14 protein-coding genes are annotated in these 14,910 nt (G+C 72.7%); 7 read left to right on the forward strand and 7 right to left on the reverse strand.

Annotation, left to right across the window (positions count from 1 at the left end; all coding sequences use genetic code 11):
* Nucleotides 1–87: 87 nt before the first annotated feature.
* The 4 genes from DRB89_RS03345 (at nucleotide 88) to DRB89_RS03360 (ending at nucleotide 3,313) form a co-directional block, all read left to right on the forward strand.
* Nucleotides 88–1,179 (forward strand): nitronate monooxygenase, encoded by a 1,092-nt coding sequence (locus DRB89_RS03345; protein WP_112449270.1) that lies wholly within the window; start codon nucleotides 88–90, stop codon nucleotides 1,177–1,179.
* The gene (locus tag DRB89_RS03350; protein ID WP_112449271.1) at nucleotides 1,176–1,919 is read left to right on the forward strand and encodes a 16S rRNA (uracil(1498)-N(3))-methyltransferase; all 744 of its coding nucleotides are present in this window, start codon (nucleotides 1,176–1,178) and stop codon (nucleotides 1,917–1,919) included. Before DRB89_RS03345 ends, DRB89_RS03350 begins: the two co-directional genes overlap by 4 nt.
* A 125-nt stretch (nucleotides 1,920–2,044) precedes the next feature.
* The gene (locus DRB89_RS03355; RefSeq protein ID WP_112449272.1) at nucleotides 2,045–2,404 is read left to right on the forward strand and encodes a histidine triad nucleotide-binding protein; all 360 of its coding nucleotides are present in this window, start codon (nucleotides 2,045–2,047) and stop codon (nucleotides 2,402–2,404) included.
* A gap of 3 nt (nucleotides 2,405–2,407) precedes the next feature.
* Complete coding sequence (locus tag DRB89_RS03360; protein ID WP_112449273.1) at nucleotides 2,408–3,313, forward strand: ribonuclease Z; 906 nt, start codon at nucleotides 2,408–2,410, stop codon at nucleotides 3,311–3,313.
* Nucleotides 3,314–3,394: 81 nt separating this feature from the next.
* Here DRB89_RS03360 and DRB89_RS03365 read toward each other — a convergent pair whose 3' ends face one another.
* Nucleotides 3,395–4,789, reverse strand: coding sequence for an MFS transporter (locus DRB89_RS03365; RefSeq protein WP_239515993.1), 1,395 nt, complete (start codon nucleotides 4,787–4,789; stop codon nucleotides 3,395–3,397).
* A 283-nt stretch (nucleotides 4,790–5,072) separates the two neighbouring features.
* Between DRB89_RS03365 and DRB89_RS03370 the strand changes: the two genes are divergently transcribed.
* Together DRB89_RS03370 and DRB89_RS03375 are read left to right on the forward strand one after the other, a co-directional pair.
* The gene (locus tag DRB89_RS03370; RefSeq protein ID WP_239516729.1) at nucleotides 5,073–6,131 is read left to right on the forward strand and encodes a PfkB family carbohydrate kinase; all 1,059 of its coding nucleotides are present in this window, start codon (nucleotides 5,073–5,075) and stop codon (nucleotides 6,129–6,131) included.
* A gap of 109 nt (nucleotides 6,132–6,240) precedes the next feature.
* Complete coding sequence (locus DRB89_RS03375; RefSeq protein WP_112453808.1) at nucleotides 6,241–6,720, forward strand: TIGR00645 family protein; 480 nt, start codon at nucleotides 6,241–6,243, stop codon at nucleotides 6,718–6,720.
* A gap of 183 nt (nucleotides 6,721–6,903) precedes the next feature.
* Here the strand turns inward: DRB89_RS03375 and DRB89_RS03380 are convergent, their stop codons facing one another.
* The 3 genes from DRB89_RS03380 to DRB89_RS44155 form a co-directional block, all read right to left on the reverse strand.
* Nucleotides 6,904–7,659 carry an alpha/beta hydrolase gene (locus tag DRB89_RS03380; RefSeq protein ID WP_112451132.1) on the reverse strand — a complete coding sequence of 252 codons (756 nt, stop codon included), beginning with the start codon at nucleotides 7,657–7,659 and terminating at the stop codon, nucleotides 6,904–6,906.
* Between the two features lie 215 nt (nucleotides 7,660–7,874).
* Nucleotides 7,875–9,935 (reverse strand): phospholipase C, phosphocholine-specific, encoded by a 2,061-nt coding sequence (locus tag DRB89_RS03385; RefSeq protein ID WP_112451133.1) that lies wholly within the window; start codon nucleotides 9,933–9,935, stop codon nucleotides 7,875–7,877.
* Nucleotides 9,936–10,214: 279 nt separating this feature from the next.
* Nucleotides 10,215–10,895, reverse strand: a complete 681-nt coding sequence (locus DRB89_RS44155; protein ID WP_239515994.1) for a hypothetical protein — start codon at nucleotides 10,893–10,895, stop codon at nucleotides 10,215–10,217.
* A gap of 189 nt (nucleotides 10,896–11,084) precedes the next feature.
* Here DRB89_RS44155 and DRB89_RS03395 point away from each other — a divergent pair, with 189 nt between their 5' ends.
* Nucleotides 11,085–12,392: a hypothetical protein gene (locus tag DRB89_RS03395; RefSeq protein ID WP_112451134.1), complete on the forward strand. Its 1,308-nt coding sequence runs from the start codon at nucleotides 11,085–11,087 to the stop codon at nucleotides 12,390–12,392.
* Between the two features lie 102 nt (nucleotides 12,393–12,494).
* Here DRB89_RS03395 and msrB read toward each other — a convergent pair whose 3' ends face one another.
* The 3 genes from msrB to DRB89_RS03410 all read right to left on the reverse strand — a co-directional run bounded on the left by msrB (nucleotide 12,495) and on the right by DRB89_RS03410 (nucleotide 14,866).
* Nucleotides 12,495–12,902 carry a peptide-methionine (R)-S-oxide reductase MsrB gene (msrB, locus tag DRB89_RS03400; protein WP_112451135.1) on the reverse strand — a complete coding sequence of 136 codons (408 nt, stop codon included), beginning with the start codon at nucleotides 12,900–12,902 and terminating at the stop codon, nucleotides 12,495–12,497.
* Between the two features lie 24 nt (nucleotides 12,903–12,926).
* Nucleotides 12,927–14,321, reverse strand: a complete 1,395-nt coding sequence (gene murC, locus DRB89_RS03405; RefSeq protein WP_112451136.1) for a UDP-N-acetylmuramate--L-alanine ligase — start codon at nucleotides 14,319–14,321, stop codon at nucleotides 12,927–12,929.
* A 77-nt stretch (nucleotides 14,322–14,398) separates the two neighbouring features.
* Complete coding sequence (locus tag DRB89_RS03410) at nucleotides 14,399–14,866, reverse strand: indole-3-glycerol phosphate synthase (protein ID WP_112451137.1); 468 nt, start codon at nucleotides 14,864–14,866, stop codon at nucleotides 14,399–14,401.
* Nucleotides 14,867–14,910: the final 44 nt, after the last annotated feature.

The raw sequence follows: 14,910 nt of genomic DNA on the forward strand, positions 1-14,910 counted from the left end.
ACGGGTTTTCGCCGATCCGGCGAAGGGACTATGCCAGGCGAATGCCGTGATTCGGTCCCGTGAGCGGGACATGGCACGATGCAGCACATGTCCTCCGCACCGAACGGTCTCTTCGTGTACCCGATCGTGCAGGCGCCCATGGCGGGCGGCGCGTCCTGCCCGCCGCTCGCGGCCGCCGTGTGCGAAGCGGGCGGACTGGGCTTCCTGGCCGGAGGCTACAAAACCGCCGACGGCATGTACCAGGAGATCAAGCGGCTGCGTGCGCTCACCCGCCGCCCCTTCGGAGTCAACCTCTTCATGCCGCAGGCCTCCGCCGTGGATCCGGCCGCGCTGGAGGTGTACCGCGGGCAGCTCGCCGGCGAGGCCAGCTGGTACGAGATCTCCCTCGCGGAGGAGGACCTCCTCGGCACCTGCGACGACGGCTACGACGCGAAACTCGCCATCCTCATCGAAGACCCGGTCCCCGTGGTCTCGTTCACCTTCGGACTGCCCTCGCCCGCGGCCTTCACCTGCCTGCGCAAGGTCGGCACGTACACGATCGCCACCGTGACCTCGGTCGAGGAGGCCCGCGCCGCGCAGAGCGCCGGAGCGGACGCCGTCTGCGTCCAGGGCATGGAGGCCGGCGGCCACCAGGGCACCCACCGCGACGACCCGCAGGCCGACGGCACGGCCGGCGTCGGCCTGCTCGCGCTCGTGGCGCAGGTGCGCGAAGCGGTGGCCCTGCCGATCATCGCGGCGGGCGGCCTGATGCGCGGCTCGCAGATCGCCGCGATGCTCGCGGCCGGCGCGGAGGCCGCGCAGCTCGGCACCGCCTTCCTGGCCTGCCCGGAGTCCGGCGCCGACCCGCTGCACAAGAAGGCGCTGACCGACCCGCTGTTCGTCCGGACGGAACTGACCCGGGCCTTCTCCGGGCGTCCCGCCCGGGGACTGGTCAACCGGTTCATGCGCGAGCACGGCCCCTACGCCCCGGCCGCCTACCCGCAGGTCCACCACCTCACCTCGCCGCTGCGCAAAGCGGCCGCCGCGGCCGGGGACCCGCAGGGCATGGCCCTGTGGGCGGGCCAGGGGCACCGGCTGGCGCGGGCGATGCCGGCCGGGGAACTGGTGGAGGTGCTCGCCGCGGAACTCGCCGCCGCGCAGCACGCGTTGAAGACAATGCAGATGAGGAGTGCGTCATGACCGCCCCCGTGTTCGTGGTCGAAGAGGTCCCCGCGGGGCCGGAGTTCGTCCTGGACGGCCCCGAGGGCCGGCACGCGGTCTCCGTGAAGCGACTGGCCCCGGGCGAGGCCCTGGTCCTCGCCGACGGCCGGGGAGGCTGGGCCGAGGCCGTCGTGAAGGCCGCCGAGGGCAAGGACCGCCTCGTCGTCTCCGTGTCCGGGGTCTTCGAGGAGGCCGAGCCGGCCGTCCGGATCACCGTCGTCCAGGCCCTGCCCAAGGGAGACCGCGGCGAGGTCGCCGTCGAGACCATGACGGAGACCGGCGTCGACGCGATCGTGCCCTGGCAGGCCTCGCGCTGCATCACCCAGTGGCGCGGCGACCGGGGTGCCAAGTCCCTCGCGAAGTGGCGGGCCACCGCCCGGGAGTCCGGCAAGCAGTCCCGCCGGGTCCGCTTCCCCGAAGTCGCGGAGGCCGCGACGACCAAGCAGGTCGCGGCGCTGCTCGCCGGGGCCGACCTCGCGGTGGTCCTGCACGAGGACCGCGACACCCCCTCGGGGGCCCTGGCCACGGCGGAACTGCCCGCCGCGGGCTCCGTCGTCCTGGTGGTCGGCCCCGAGGGCGGGGTCTCCCCGGAGGAGCTCGCCGCCTTCGCGGAGGCCGGCGCGCACCCGTACCGGCTGGGCCCCTCGGTCCTGCGCACCTCCACGGCCGGCACGGCCGCCGCCGCGGTCCTGCTCGCCAGGACGGGCCGCTGGTCCTGACGGGCCGCTGGTCCCGACGGGCCGGCCCGCGGAGCGACGGCCGCCCCCGGCGGACGGCCTGACGGGCCCGGTCCGCGGCGGTCGATACGATGCCGGAACCGATCACTGTCACGAAGGGCTCAGCAATGGCCGGGGAACCGCAGGCCGACTGCCTGTTCTGCAAGATCGTCGCAGGGAACATCCCGGCGACCGTCGTCCGCGAGACCGAGACGACCGTCGCCTTCCGGGACATCAACCCGCAGGCGCCCACCCACGTCCTCGTCATCCCGAAGGCGCACTACCCCGACGCCGCCTCCCTCGCGGCCGCCGAACCCCAGATCGCCGCCGACGTACTGCGCGAGGCCGGCCAGGTCGCCCTCGACGAGAAGCTCGAAGGCCGCGGCTACCGGCTCGTCTTCAACACGGGCGCCGGCGCCGGCCAGGTCGTCTTCCACGCCCACGCGCACGTGCTGGGCGGCCGCGGCTTCGAGTGGCCCCCGGGATAAACCGTGTCCGTACGCGAATTCGTGGTGCTCGGCACCGCCAGCCAGGTCCCCACCCGCCACCGCAACCACAACGGCTACCTGCTGCGCTGGGACGGCCAGGGCATCCTCTTCGATCCCGGCGAGGGCACCCAGCGCCAGATGCTGCGCGCCGGGGTGGCCGCGCACGACATCGACCGGATCTGCGTCACCCACTTCCACGGTGACCACAGCCTCGGCCTCGCCGGGGTGATCCAGCGCATCAACCTCGACCGGGTCCCGCACCCCGTCAGCGCCCACTACCCGGCCTCCGGACAGAAGTTCTTCGACCGGCTGCGGTACGCCACGGCCTACCGCGAGACCGTGGAGATCACCGAGGAACCGGTGGCCGCGGACGGGGTGCTGGCACGCACGGACACCTACACCCTGGACGCCGTACGGCTCTCGCACCCGGTGGAGTCCTTCGGCTACCGGGTCACGGAGCCCGACGGGCGCCGGATACGGCCCGAACTGCTCGCGCGGCACGGGATCAAGGGGCCCGACGTGGGCCGGATCCAGCGCGAGGGCCGCCTCGGCGAGGTCACCCTCGACGACGTCAGCGAGCCGCGCCCCGGGCAGCGGTTCGCCTTCGTGATGGACACCCGCCTCTGCGAGGGCGTCGAAACCCTCGCGGCGGCCTGCGACATGCTGGTGATCGAGTCGACGTTCCTCGACGAGGACGTCCGCCTCGCCACCGACCACGGGCACCTCACCGCTGGCCAGGCGGCCGGGGTGGCGCGCGACGCGGGCGTGCGGCACCTGGTGCTGACGCACTTCTCGCAGCGCTACCCGGACCCGTCGGAGTTCGAACGCCAGGCCCGCGCGGCCGGCTTCGAGGGCGAGCTCACGATCGCCGCCGACCTCGTACGGGTTCCCGTGCCGAAGCGGGTGTGACGGCGCACCCGTACGGTTCCCGGGCCGGGAGGCCCGCCCCGGATCCGGCGGGGCCTCCCCGGCCCCGGCCCCGACCGCGGATCAGCGGCGGGCGCGGGAGCCTGACGCGGCCGGCGCCCGGCTCCGGCGGGCCGCCGCCGGGGAGAGCAGCAGCACGCGGAGCGGGGGCAGCCGCAGCGGGCGGGCGGAGCGGGCCGGGCGTACGGCGAGCTCCGCGAGCTCGACGACCTTCAGCTCCGGGGCGCCGACCCTCGGCACCGCGCCCGTCGGGGCGCCCGCGCCGGCGGCGAGCACGGCCGCCGGGGCCCCGCCGCGCCGCCGCACCGAACCGGGGACCAGCGGGCGTCCGCCGACGTGCAGGGCGACCGCGGCCATCGGCCCGGCCACGGCCAGCAGCAGGCCGCCGAGGACCAGGCCCATGCCCGGGAACCCCGCGCCTTCGGCGAGCAGGCTCCCGGTGACGGGCCCGCAGGCCACTCCGAGCGAGGACGCCGAGCCGACCAGGACGGCCCAGCGGCCGCGCGGGTCGAGGGCGGCCGCGAGGCCGATGGCGTAGGAGAGCACGACCGGGTAGACCGCGTTCCACAGGATCTCCCCGGCGGCGAAAGCGCCGAGGCCCTGCGCGCGGGAGGCCAGCACCACGCAGCAGGCGATGACCGCCGTGCCCGCGCCCACCGGGACCGCCCGGCCCAGGCGGGCGCCCAGCGCCGAGGCGGCGGTGACCCCGAGCAGCCCGGCGCCGAGCGCGGCGGCGAAGACGATGCCGAGGGTGACCTCGGACAGGCCCGCCTGCTGCGCGCCGATGCGGCCGCTGACCCCCCACAGGGCGTTCTGGGCCAGCGACCACAGCATCAGAGCGCCGGCCAGCACCACCCCGGCCCGCGGGTACGGCAGCCGCCCGCGGGCCCGTACGGCGCGGGCGGCCGCCGTACCCGGGCCGTCGAGGCGGCCCGTCGCGGGCCAGCACGCGGCCGCCACCAGCGCGATCGCGGCGAAGGGCAGCCCGTGGCCGCCGCCGAGCCGCGGCAGGGTCAGGTACAGGGCCCCGGCGGTCGCCGACACCGACAGCAGGCCGAGCGAGGAGGTGCGGTGCGGGTCGCGCTGCGCCGCGATCCCCGAGGCGGCCACGGCGGTCGCCGTGCCCGAGCCGAAGCCGCCGACGACGGCGCCCGCGATGACGAGCGGGAGCAGGGGGGTGGCGGCCGCGGTGCCGTAGCCGAGGACGGCCAGCAGCAGCCCGAGCCGGGCCAGCGGGCGCGGACCGCGGCGGGGGATGCGGGAGGCCAGGGTGAAACCGGCGGCGGCCGAGCCCAGCAGCAGGACCGAGCCGATCAGTCCGGCCTGCGCGGGGCTCAGCGGGAGGTGCGCGTCGAGCCGGCCGACCACGGTGGGCAGGAGGTACGGGGCGACGTAGCCGGCGGTGAAGAGCGCGACGAGCGGCCAGGAGGCGGGCGGCGCGGAGGTGCGGTCGTACACGGGTGGTCCAGGTGACGCAGGTGGAACATGAGATTCCGCACGTGCGCGGGAGCTCATGTTTACCAAGCGGCCGGATCTTCCGAGAAGGGCGTTCAGGGGGTGATCTGCGTCACACTGTATTCCGGGTCCACCCGGGAGGGAGGGGCCGCACGGCGGGCGTGTGTTAACCCCATTGAAGAAACGACCCGCCAAGACCGTCCAGCAGAACCGATTCCAGCGATACGCGCCGAACGGGGAGTACATCGTGAGCAGTCGCACCAGCCGGGACAGCCGTGCCGCCGCCTTGGACCCGCTCGGTCCGCTGCGCGATCCCCAAGAGCCGGGCTGCGACGTCTTCCTGACCGGCACCGTCTTCCTCGACATCATCTTCACCGGACTCGACTCGGCCCCCGTGCGCGGCACGGAGTCCTGGGCGCGCGGCATGGGGTCCAGCCCCGGCGGCGTCGCCAACATGGCCACCGCCCTCGCGCGGCTCGGCCTGCGCACCTCCCTCGCGGCCGCCTTCGGGGACGACCACTACGGCGAGTACTGCTGGGACGCCCTCGAGCAGGGCGAGGGCATTGACCTGTCGATGTCACGGACCGTCCCCGGCTGGCACAGCCCCGTCACCGTCTCGATGGCGTACGAGGGCGAGCGCACGATGGTCTCGCACGGCCACGAGGCCCCGCCACCGCCGGGCCCCGGGCCGTTCCCGCGGATCCCGCCCCGCACCCGGGCGGCCGTGGCCTCCCTCGGCCCGGGCGGCGGCGAGCCGTGGGTCGCCGAGGCGGCCCGGCACGGGGCGCGGGTCTTCGCCGACGTCGGGTGGGACGAGAGCGGCCAGTGGGACCTGGGGGCGCTGGCCGACCTGGAGCACTGCGAGGCGTTCCTGCCCAACGCGGGGGAGGCGATGGCCTACACCCGCACCGACTGTCCGCTCGCGGCGGCCCGGGCGCTGGCCGAGAAGGTCCCGATCGCGGTGGTCACGATGGGCGCCGAGGGCTCGTACGCGGTGGACGGGCGGACCGGGGAGACGGCCCAGGTCCCGGCGATCGCGGTCGACGCCCTCGACCCCACCGGCGCGGGCGACGTGTACGTGGCGGGCTTCCTCACCGGCACCCTCGCCGGGTGGCCGCTGGCGGACCGGCTCGCCTTCGCGGGCCTGACCGCCGCCCTGTCGGTGCAGGAGTTCGGCGGCTCGCTGTCGGCCCCGGGCTGGCCGGAGGTGGCCGCCTGGTGGCGCACCGCCCCGCAGGAGCTGCGCGGGCTGTACGGCTTCCTCGACGACCTGGTCCCGCCCGGCCACGCCCCGGCCAGCCGGCGCCGGGCGGTCCCGACGATCGGCTTCCGGACACCGGCGTAGGGCCTGGCCGGCCGGGGACGGGGTGCGCCGGGGCGGGCGCGTGCAGAGCTTACCAGGGGTAGATCGGCGGCAGCGGCAGAGGGGTATAAGAGACAGCATCGGCGCCCTGATGTTCCTGAGCCGCTGGCTCCAGCTGCCGCTCTACCTGGGCCTGATCGTGGCCCAGGTGGTCTACGTCTGGGTCTTCCTCAAGGACGTCGCCCACCTGGTCGGGGACATCGGCGCCCTCACGGAGACCACGACCATGCTGATGGTCCTGGGCCTGGTGGACGTGGTGATGGTCGCCAACCTGCTGCTGATGGTGATCGTCGGCGGCTACGAGACCTTCGTGGCCAGGGTCAACCTCAAGGACCACCCCGACGAGCCGGAATGGCTCAGCCACGTCAACGCGAACGTCCTGAAGGTGAAACTGGCCACCGCCATCATCGGCATCTCCTCGATCCACCTCCTGAAGTCCTTCATCGAGATCTCCGGGGACACGTGGGTGTGGCAGCAGACGATGTGGCAGGTGATCGTGCACGTGGCCTTCATCGTGTCGGCCATCGCCCTCGCCCTGATCGACCGCCTGCTGCCGAAGTCACAGCACTAGTGCCGTGACCGGAAAGGTCCACCGGGTCACGGCGCCCGGCACGGCACCTCGCCGCGTTGTCGGACCACCGAAGTACGTCCAGTACAAGCGGCGGCCCTCCGCCCGGGGGCCCCTCCCAGCGGTAGCTGGGGGAGATGCACCGCACCGGACACCGCGACCCGGCAAACCTTCCCGGCCACGGCACTAGCCGCGCAGGAAGGCCTCGACCTCGGTCGCGAAGGCCACCGGGCTCTCGTGCGGCGGGTAGTGGCCGGCGCCGGGCAGCGGGTGGATGCGGCAGTCGGGGTACCAGACCTGCCAGGTGGCCCGCATGACGTCGACGGTGAGCGCGAGGTCGTACTCGCCGACGAGGACCAGGACCGGGACGGTGCTGCCCTTCACGGCGGCGGACAGGTCCAGCGGCTGCCAGCTCGCGAGGTACGCGGCGAAGGCCTCGGGGCGGGACACGGCCAGCGAGTGCTCGACCATCAGGTCCAGCCAGCGCGGGCTCGCGCGGTGGCCGGTGACGACGTCGAGGATGGCGCGGCGGTTCCCGGCGTTCTCGGCGGCCCCGTAGAACAGCGCGCGGGTCGCGTCGTCCATCTCGTAGGGGGCCGCGGGGACGGGGTTGATCCCGACCAGCTTCTCCACGCGCTCGGGGGCGCGGACGAGGACCTGCTGCATGGCCTTGCCGCCCATGGAGTGCCCGAGGAGGGAGAAGGTGTCCCAGCCGAGCTCGTCGGCGAGCGCGAGGACGTCGTCGGCGATCTCGGCGAGGTTGTGGCGGCCGGGGACGTCCCGGCGGTCGCCGTAGCCCCGGTAGTCGAGGAAGGCGTACGAGAACTCCCGCGGGTCCAGGTACTCCAGCACGGAGCCCCAGTTGGTGGACGTGCCGAACCAGTCGTGCAGCACGATGATGCGGACGGGGCCGGTGCCGATCCTGCGGTGGGCGATGGCCATGCGTTCTCCCTCGGTGACGGGGCTGAAAGAATTGCCGCCGTACGTTCTGCCCACCGGGCCTACCATCACACCGTGACGCCGGCACCTTCCCCCCGTGGTGCGCGTCCGGGTCCCGGACACAGGCCGCGAGCTCCTGCCGCGCCACGCCCGCAGCCACCGCCCCGCTGACCTCCCGGTCCTGGAGCGGCGGCTGCTGCGCGTACCGGCCGACCGCGTCAGACGGTCTTGATCGCCGGGTCCGAGACGCCCGTCGCGCCCGTTTCCACGTGGCCGGCGAAGCGGCGCAGGAAGGTGGCGTCCGCGTCGGAGACGACCGTGACGTCGTACCAGCGGGCCGTGCCGGACAGGTTCACCGTGTGCGCGACCGTGCCGCCCGCCGCGACGCGCAGGACCTGGGCCGCGCCTCCGTAGGCGTTGGTCACCGTGAGGTTGACCGCCGCCGTACCGGAGTTGGCCAGCGTCAGCTTGAGGTTGCCGGTGGCCGCGTCGTGGCGGGCCGTGACCTCGGGGCCGGCCTTCTTCGCCGGGCCCTTCCACGTGCGCAGGAAGCCGTTCGGGCCCCAGACCGTGAGGTTGACCTGGTTCCCGGTGGAGCCGCTCGTGCTCCAGGTGTCCGACAGGGTCTTGCCCGCCTCGACCGTGTAGGGCCACGGGCCGTCCGTGCGGTTGCCCGAGGTGCTGTGGAAATGGGCGCCGAGGGAGGGTCCGGAGGAGAAGGTCAGGGTGAACTTGCCGGTGGAGACGGTGGCCTTGCCGTCCGCGTACGGCTGGTAGCCGAGCGCGCGCGTCGGCTTCGCGCCCGCCTCCTGCTTGGGCAGGGCGCCGGTCGCCGGCGGGACCGGGTGGTAGGACGGGTGGGTGTTGTGGTCCGCCGGGACGTACGCGGCCGTCGAGGGCAGGGCCGCCGGGGACGCGTCCGCCCGGCTGAAGTCGAAGGCCGAGGTCAGGTCGCCGCAGACCGCGCGCCGCCACGGCGAGATGTTGGGCTCCTGCACGCCGAACCGCTTCTCCATGAAGCGGATCACCGAGGTGTGGTCGAAGGTCTCGGAGCAGACGTAGCCGCCCTTGCTCCACGGGGAGACCACGATCATCGGGACGCGCGGGCCCAGCCCGTAGGGGCCGGCCGCGTAGCCGCCGCCCCCGGCGTACAGGTCCTTCGTGACGTCGGCGGTGGACAGGCCCCACGCCGCGGAGGTGGGCGGGTACGGCGGCACGACGTGGTCGAAGAAGCCGTCGTTCTCGTCGTAGGTGATGAGGAAGGCCGTCTTCGCCCACACGTCGGGGTTGGCCGTCAGCGCGTCGAGCACCTGCGAGATGTACCAGGCGCCGAAGTTCGTGGGCCAGTTCGGGTGCTCGCTGAACGCCTCGGGCGCCGCGATCCACGAGACCTGCGGCAGCGTGCCGCCCACCACGTCCGCGCGCAGCTTGTCGAAGTAGCCTTCGCCCGCCTTGGCGTTGGTGCCCGTACGGGCCTTCTCGTACAGGGCGCTGCCCGGCTGGGCGTTGCGGTAGGAGTTGAAGTACAGCAGCGAGTTGTCGCCGTAGTTGCCGCGGAAGGCGTCGCCGATCCAGCCCCAGTGGCCGGCCGCGTTCAGGCCGTCGCCGATGTCCTGGTAGACCTTCCAGGACACCCCGGCCGCCTCCAGGCGCTCGGGGTAGGTCTTCCAGCCGTAGCCGGCCTCCTGGTTGCCGAGGACCGGGCCGCCGCCGGTGCCGTCGTTGCCCGTGTGTCCCGACCACATGTAGTAGCGGTTGGGGTCCGTGGCGCCGATGAAGGAGCAGTGGTAGGCGTCGCACACGGTGAAGGCGTCGGCGAGCGCGTAGTGGAACGGGATGTCGTTCCGCTTCATGTACGACATGGTCGTCGCCGTCTTGGCCGGCACCCACTTGTCGTACTTGCCGTTGTTGTACGCCGCGTGGCCGCCGGCCCAGTCGTGGTTCAGGCCCTCGACGAACTGCATGCCGAGGTCGTTGACCTGGGGGTTGAAGGGGAGGATGTCCTTCGTCCCGTTGGACTGGTGGAAGACGGACTTGCCGTTGTCCTGCAGGACCGGACGCGGGTCACCGAAGCCCCGTACGCCCTTCATCGAGCCGAAGTACTGGTCGAAGGACCGGTTCTCCTGCATGAGGACGACGATGTGCTCGATGTCCTGGATGGTTCCGGTGGCGCCCTGCGCCGGTATCGCGGCGGCGCGCGCGATGCTCTCGTTCAGCATCGTGATCGCGGCGGTACCGCCGGCGATCTGCAGGAACCTGCGGCGGTTGAGCTCTGCCATGGCGTGACGACCTCTGTCGGTGAGACGGTGCGGGGGTGTCGGGGGGCGCCCCAAGAACAGCGGCCCCGGGGTACCGGTCGGCGTTGCTTTCGTGACAGTGGGCCGTACACCTGGAAAACGGAAGCCCTCGTACGCCGGTCCACACCTCACGGCCACCTTCTCGCCACATGCCGCCCGCGGTCCCCGCCCCGCACCACCACCCCTCACACCCCGGGGTTTCGTCTCACCGGCTCACCGGCTCACCGGCTCACCCGCTCACCGACTCACCCGATCACCTGATCACCGGACCTGGGGGCAGACCCGGCCGGCCGCCGCGCAGCGCGCCTCGAAGCCCGGCGGCAGCCAGCCGCCGTTGAGCAGCCGGGGATGGGCCGGGAAGGCGCTGTGCGCGGCGAGCGCGAACATCAGCGAGGCCCACAGCGACTGGACGCGGACGCTGAGGAACCCGCCCCCGTCCACGTTCTGGAACCCGCACTCGAAGACGTCCGCCCCGACCAGGTCCATGGTGGCCAGTCCCGACCAGTTCAGGTCCAGGTAGCTCTGCGGGTGCCCGAAGTAGGCGCGCCGGTCGGTGACGGTCAGCTCGCCCGGGCCGTCGCTCGCCCAGCGGGGCTGCGCGTCGGCCGCGGCCCGGTTGCGGCGGGCGGCGTTGCCGAGCGCCGAGGCGGCCATGCTGCCGAGGACGAAGCCGGTGCCGCCGAAGGCGACCACGCTGCTCTGCTGGTAGGAGCCGTTGCCCAGGGCCCGCCAGGTGTAGCGCGTCGCCGGGCCCGAGGCGAGCGGCAGTTCGCCGGGGGCCAGGCGCACCCGGGAAGGCACCGGGGGACGGGCGGAGAGCCGCCCGTGCACGAGGTCGTGCACCACGGCACAGGTGTACAGCAGGTGGTCGTCGACCGGTGTCCAGTCCGGCGGCTGCCGCCGCACCACGTCCTGCCGCTCCGCATAAGAGTTCTCGTCCATCTCCCCCGCCAGCCTCCGTCGGTGAACCGCTGGTTGCCATCCTAGGGATCACACGGCGGCCCGGCGGCGCGGGAGATGCTGTTGGTGCAGTAGCGCTGGTCCGTGGGCGTCGGGTAGCCCTCGCCCTGGTGCGGTCGCGTTCTTGCCGGGCACCAGCCGTAGGCTGCCGTGGGAAAACAAGGGGAGACGATGACTGACGACCGCGGGGCAATGATTCCGGTGTGGACGCTGGCTACCGGTGACGTCCGGGTGCCCGCATTGGCCGGAGACGAGCCGATGACGGCTGAGCGCCTGGCTGAACTGCGCAGTGTGCTGGCCGGCCTGGCCAATGAGCCGATTGCCACACTTGAGGCGCATCCGCTGCCCGACAAGCTCGACCGCAGCCGAGGTATCCCGCTCGATGCCGCGAGTCCTTTGGCGAAGCACCTGTCGAAGCTCATCACGCAATCGGCGCAAGGTTCCTCTGTGGCGGCTACGGCGACCGCTGCCGGCGAAGGCCTGTATCGCATGGTGGTTCCCGCGAAGGTCGTCGCCCAGCTCGGTCAGGGCATCGTCCGCCCGATGGCGTCGAAGGTGGCGGCCGGTGGCATCCACGGAGCACTCATGAACTCAACGGGCATCACCGCCCAGGCGACGTTCGTGCCGGTCGGTAAAGCGGCAGCGGCAGGCGCGGTCGGTGGAGCCGGTGCGACGGCCGGCGTCGCGGCCGTCGGCAGCGCGGCGCTCACCGTGGCCGCGCCGCTCGTGCTCATGGCCATAGCGGTGGGCGTGAGCGCGAATGCCGACTACCAGCGCCAGCTGGCTGTCGAACGCATCACGGAACTGCTGGAGCAACTGCACGAAGAGAAGCTCGCTGACGAGCGCAACGAACTCGACGGCTGCCGCGATGCCATTGAGAAGGCAACCGCCGTCCTGCTCGACCAGGGCAAGCTCGGTGCCTCGCTGGGCCTGGACTCGGCCGTGCATGCCATCAGCAAGGCACTGGCCGCCACTGACCGCCGCCTTGCCAAGTGGCAGAGCGCACTCGACAAGCTGCCCGACGGCAAGCCCGTCGAGATCGGCACGCTGAACAAGTCGTTCCCCGGCGTCGACGACCACGGCGGCAAGTTCCGCACCCACCTCGAACTCGCTGCCTTGGCCATCGCGCTGAAGCGGCGGGTCATCGTCCTGCAGGCCGTCGAGCACGCCCAGGGCGACCCTGACAACTTGTTCGCGAACTTCACCCGCCTCCTCAAGGCCGACCACCAGCGCCTCGCCACACTGGAGTCGAGCATCGCCGGGGTCCTGGCGCGCCTGTCGGCGCTGGAGCTGGCCCGCACGTCCGGTTTGCTGCCCGTGATGCACATCGGTGACGTCGATCGCCTACTGCGCGCGGCCAACGGGCTTCACAAGCTGGGCGACGGCGTCGTGGTCAACAGCCCCACGACCGACGTGGCGATTGAGATCGCCCGCAACAAGGACGGCTCGCTGGTCGTGCTCCCCGCGCTGCCCGCGTAGGCGCGGGCGCGCCGGGGGAGCCGGCACGAGAGCCCCGGCAACCATCGGTGCCGGGGCTCAAGGCTCTGCGGGACGCGCAGTCGTCTACGGTGGCCGAGCCTGTCAGCCCTCGTCCGGAACCAGGCGCAGGGAGATGCTGTTGATGCAGTAGCGCTGGTCCGTGGGCGTCGGGTAGCCCTCGCCCTCGAAGACGTGGCCCAGGTGCGAGCCGCACTTCGCGCAGAGCACCTCGGTGCGGACCATGCCGTGCGCGACGTCCGCCTTCAGCTCGACCGCGTCGGAGTCCTTCGGGTCGTAGAAGGAGGGCCAGCCGCAGTGCGACTCGAACTTCTCCGTGGAGCGGAACAGCTCGGAGCCGCAGCCGCGGCAGGAGTAGACGCCCTCGGTCTTGGTGTCCGTGTACTCACCGCGGAAGGCGGGCTCGGTGCCGGCGAGGCGCAGCACCTGGTACTCGGACGGGGTCAGCTCCGCCTGCCACTGCTCGTCCGTCTTCTCTACCTCGTACGACATGACTTGTGCGCTCCCTGAGAACCGTCAGCTGGACAGGCGGGCGAGGATCTGGGGCCCCAGGTCCGTGACGTCGCCCGCGCCCATGGTGAGAACGAGATCGCCGGGCTTGGCCATTCCCGCGACGACGTCGGCGACGGCGCCCTTGTCGTGCTCGGGGGTGACGTCGGCGCCCGCCGCCCGGGCGGCGTCGATGATGATCTCGCTGGTGACCCCGGGGATCGGGTCCTCGCGGGCGGGGTAGATGTCGAGGACCACGGAGGCGTCGGCCAGCCCGAGCGCCCGGCCCATCTCCCGGCCGAGCTCCTGGGTGCGGGAGAAGAGGTGCGGCTGGAAGACGACCAGGATGCGGGCGTCCCCGGCGGCGCCGCGGATGGCCTCCAGGTCGGCGGTCATCTCGGTCGGGTGGTGCGCGTAGGAGTCGATGACCTGGACTCCGGCGGCCTCGCCCTTGAGCTGGAGGCGGCGCTTGACCCCGGTGTACTTGCCGAGGGCGGAGGCCAGGTTGTGCGCGGGGATGCCGAGCGCGACACCGGCGGCGAGGGCCGCGACGGCGTTGTGCGCGTAGTGGCGGCCGGGCACCGAGACCGTGAAGGTGAGCATCCGGCCGTCGATGACGACCGTGACCTCGCTGGTCAGCCCGCGCGGGGTGATCTTCGTGATCCGGACGTCGGCCTCGGGCTCCTCGCCGTACGTGACCACCTTCAGCCCGTCGTTGCCGCGGACCCGGCCGGCGATCTCGGCGGCGCCGGCCTGGCCGTGGGCGATGACCAGGGTGCCGCCCTCGGGGATCTTGCCGACGAAGGTCTCGAAGGACTCGTAGATCTCTTCCATCGACGCGTAGTTCGCGTGGTGGTCGAGCTCGGCGTTGAGGATGATCGCGACCTGCGGCGTGTACGTGTGGAAGCTGCGGTCGCTCTCGTCCGCCTCGGCGACGAAGATGTCGCCCTCGCCGTGGTGGGCGTTGGAGCCGGGGGCGTCGAGGTCGCCGCCGATGGCGTACGAGGGGTCCAGGCCCAGCGCCGAGAGGGAGACGGCCAGCATCGAGGTGGTGGTGGTCTTGCCGTGGGTGCCGGCGACGGCGATCGGGCGCAGGCCGTCCATCAGCCCGGCCAGGGCGTCGGAGCGGTGCACGACCGGGATGCCGAGCTCGGCGGCGCGGGCCAGCTCGGGGTTGTCGGCGCGGATGGCGCTGGAGACGACCACGCAGGTGGCGTCGGGGGCGAGGTGGCCGGCGGCGTGCCCGATGTGGACCGTGGCGCCGTGGGCGCGCAGCGCCTGGGCGGTCTCGGAGTCACGGGCGTCGCTGCCGGCCACCTGCGCGCCGCGCTGGGCCAGGATCTTCGCGATGCCGGACATGCCGGCGCCGCCGATGCCGATGAAGTGGGGCCGTTCCATGGCGGTCGGCAGGCCGGGCTTCATTCAGGTAGCTCCAGGATCGAGGGCGTGCGGTCCGCTGGGTCCCGTCCGCTCAGCACGGAGGTTCAGCGGACTCCACCCTATTCCTTGTGGGCGAAGAGCTTGAGCACCGGAACGCCGACCTTGTGGCGCGCCCGGGAAGCCCAGTCCCGGTGGAAGAACTCCTCGACGTAGTGCGGGGCGGTCAGCACGATCACCTCGTCGGCGGCGGTCTCCTCCACCACCGCCCTGAGGTGGTCCAGCGGGTGGTCCTCGATGATCTGCCCGACGGCCTTGGCGCCCTTGGCGCGCAGGGAGGCCAGGGAGTGCTCGAGCGCCAGTTCGGCGGGGCCCCGGGCGGCCTCGCCCTCCGGTTCGTCGCCCTCTCGGATGGCCTCGGGAAGCTCACCGAGCGCTACGTCGTCGATGGCGCGCAGCAGCCGGTCCCGGTCGCCGCGGGGTTGCATGAGGACGACGAAGGAGACCGACTCGTCGCCGTGGAGGGTGGTGACGAAGTCCACGTCGACGGGGGTCAGCGGCTGCTCGATCATCAATACGCTCGTGAACACGGACGCCCTCTCCTTCGTGGGCCGAGGCCGGCCGGCCGGCCCCT

The organism is Streptomyces sp. ICC4 (assembly GCF_003287915.1).
GTDB lineage: Bacteria > Actinomycetota > Actinomycetes > Streptomycetales > Streptomycetaceae > Streptomyces > Streptomyces tritrimontium.

What these genes read in the sequence shown, in the direction of transcription:
- DRB89_RS03395 (WP_112451134.1), top strand. Translation starts at nt 11,085, where the DNA reads ATGACTGACGACCGCGGGGCAATGATTCCGGTGTGGACGCTGGCTACC.
- DRB89_RS03355 (WP_112449272.1), top strand. Translation starts at nt 2,045, where the DNA reads ATGGCCGGGGAACCGCAGGCCGACTGCCTGTTCTGCAAGATCGTCGCA.
- DRB89_RS03345 (WP_112449270.1), top strand. Translation starts at nt 88, where the DNA reads ATGTCCTCCGCACCGAACGGTCTCTTCGTGTACCCGATCGTGCAGGCG.
- murC (WP_112451136.1), bottom strand. Translation starts at nt 14,321, where the DNA reads ATGAAGCCCGGCCTGCCGACCGCCATGGAACGGCCCCACTTCATCGGC.
- DRB89_RS03380 (WP_112451132.1), bottom strand. Translation starts at nt 7,659, where the DNA reads ATGGCCATCGCCCACCGCAGGATCGGCACCGGCCCCGTCCGCATCATC.
- DRB89_RS03350 (WP_112449271.1), top strand. Translation starts at nt 1,176, where the DNA reads ATGACCGCCCCCGTGTTCGTGGTCGAAGAGGTCCCCGCGGGGCCGGAG.
- DRB89_RS03385 (WP_112451133.1), bottom strand. Translation starts at nt 9,935, where the DNA reads ATGGCAGAGCTCAACCGCCGCAGGTTCCTGCAGATCGCCGGCGGTACC.
- DRB89_RS03375 (WP_112453808.1), top strand. Translation starts at nt 6,241, where the DNA reads ATGTTCCTGAGCCGCTGGCTCCAGCTGCCGCTCTACCTGGGCCTGATC.
- msrB (WP_112451135.1), bottom strand. Translation starts at nt 12,902, where the DNA reads ATGTCGTACGAGGTAGAGAAGACGGACGAGCAGTGGCAGGCGGAGCTG.
- DRB89_RS44155 (WP_239515994.1), bottom strand. Translation starts at nt 10,895, where the DNA reads ATGGACGAGAACTCTTATGCGGAGCGGCAGGACGTGGTGCGGCGGCAG.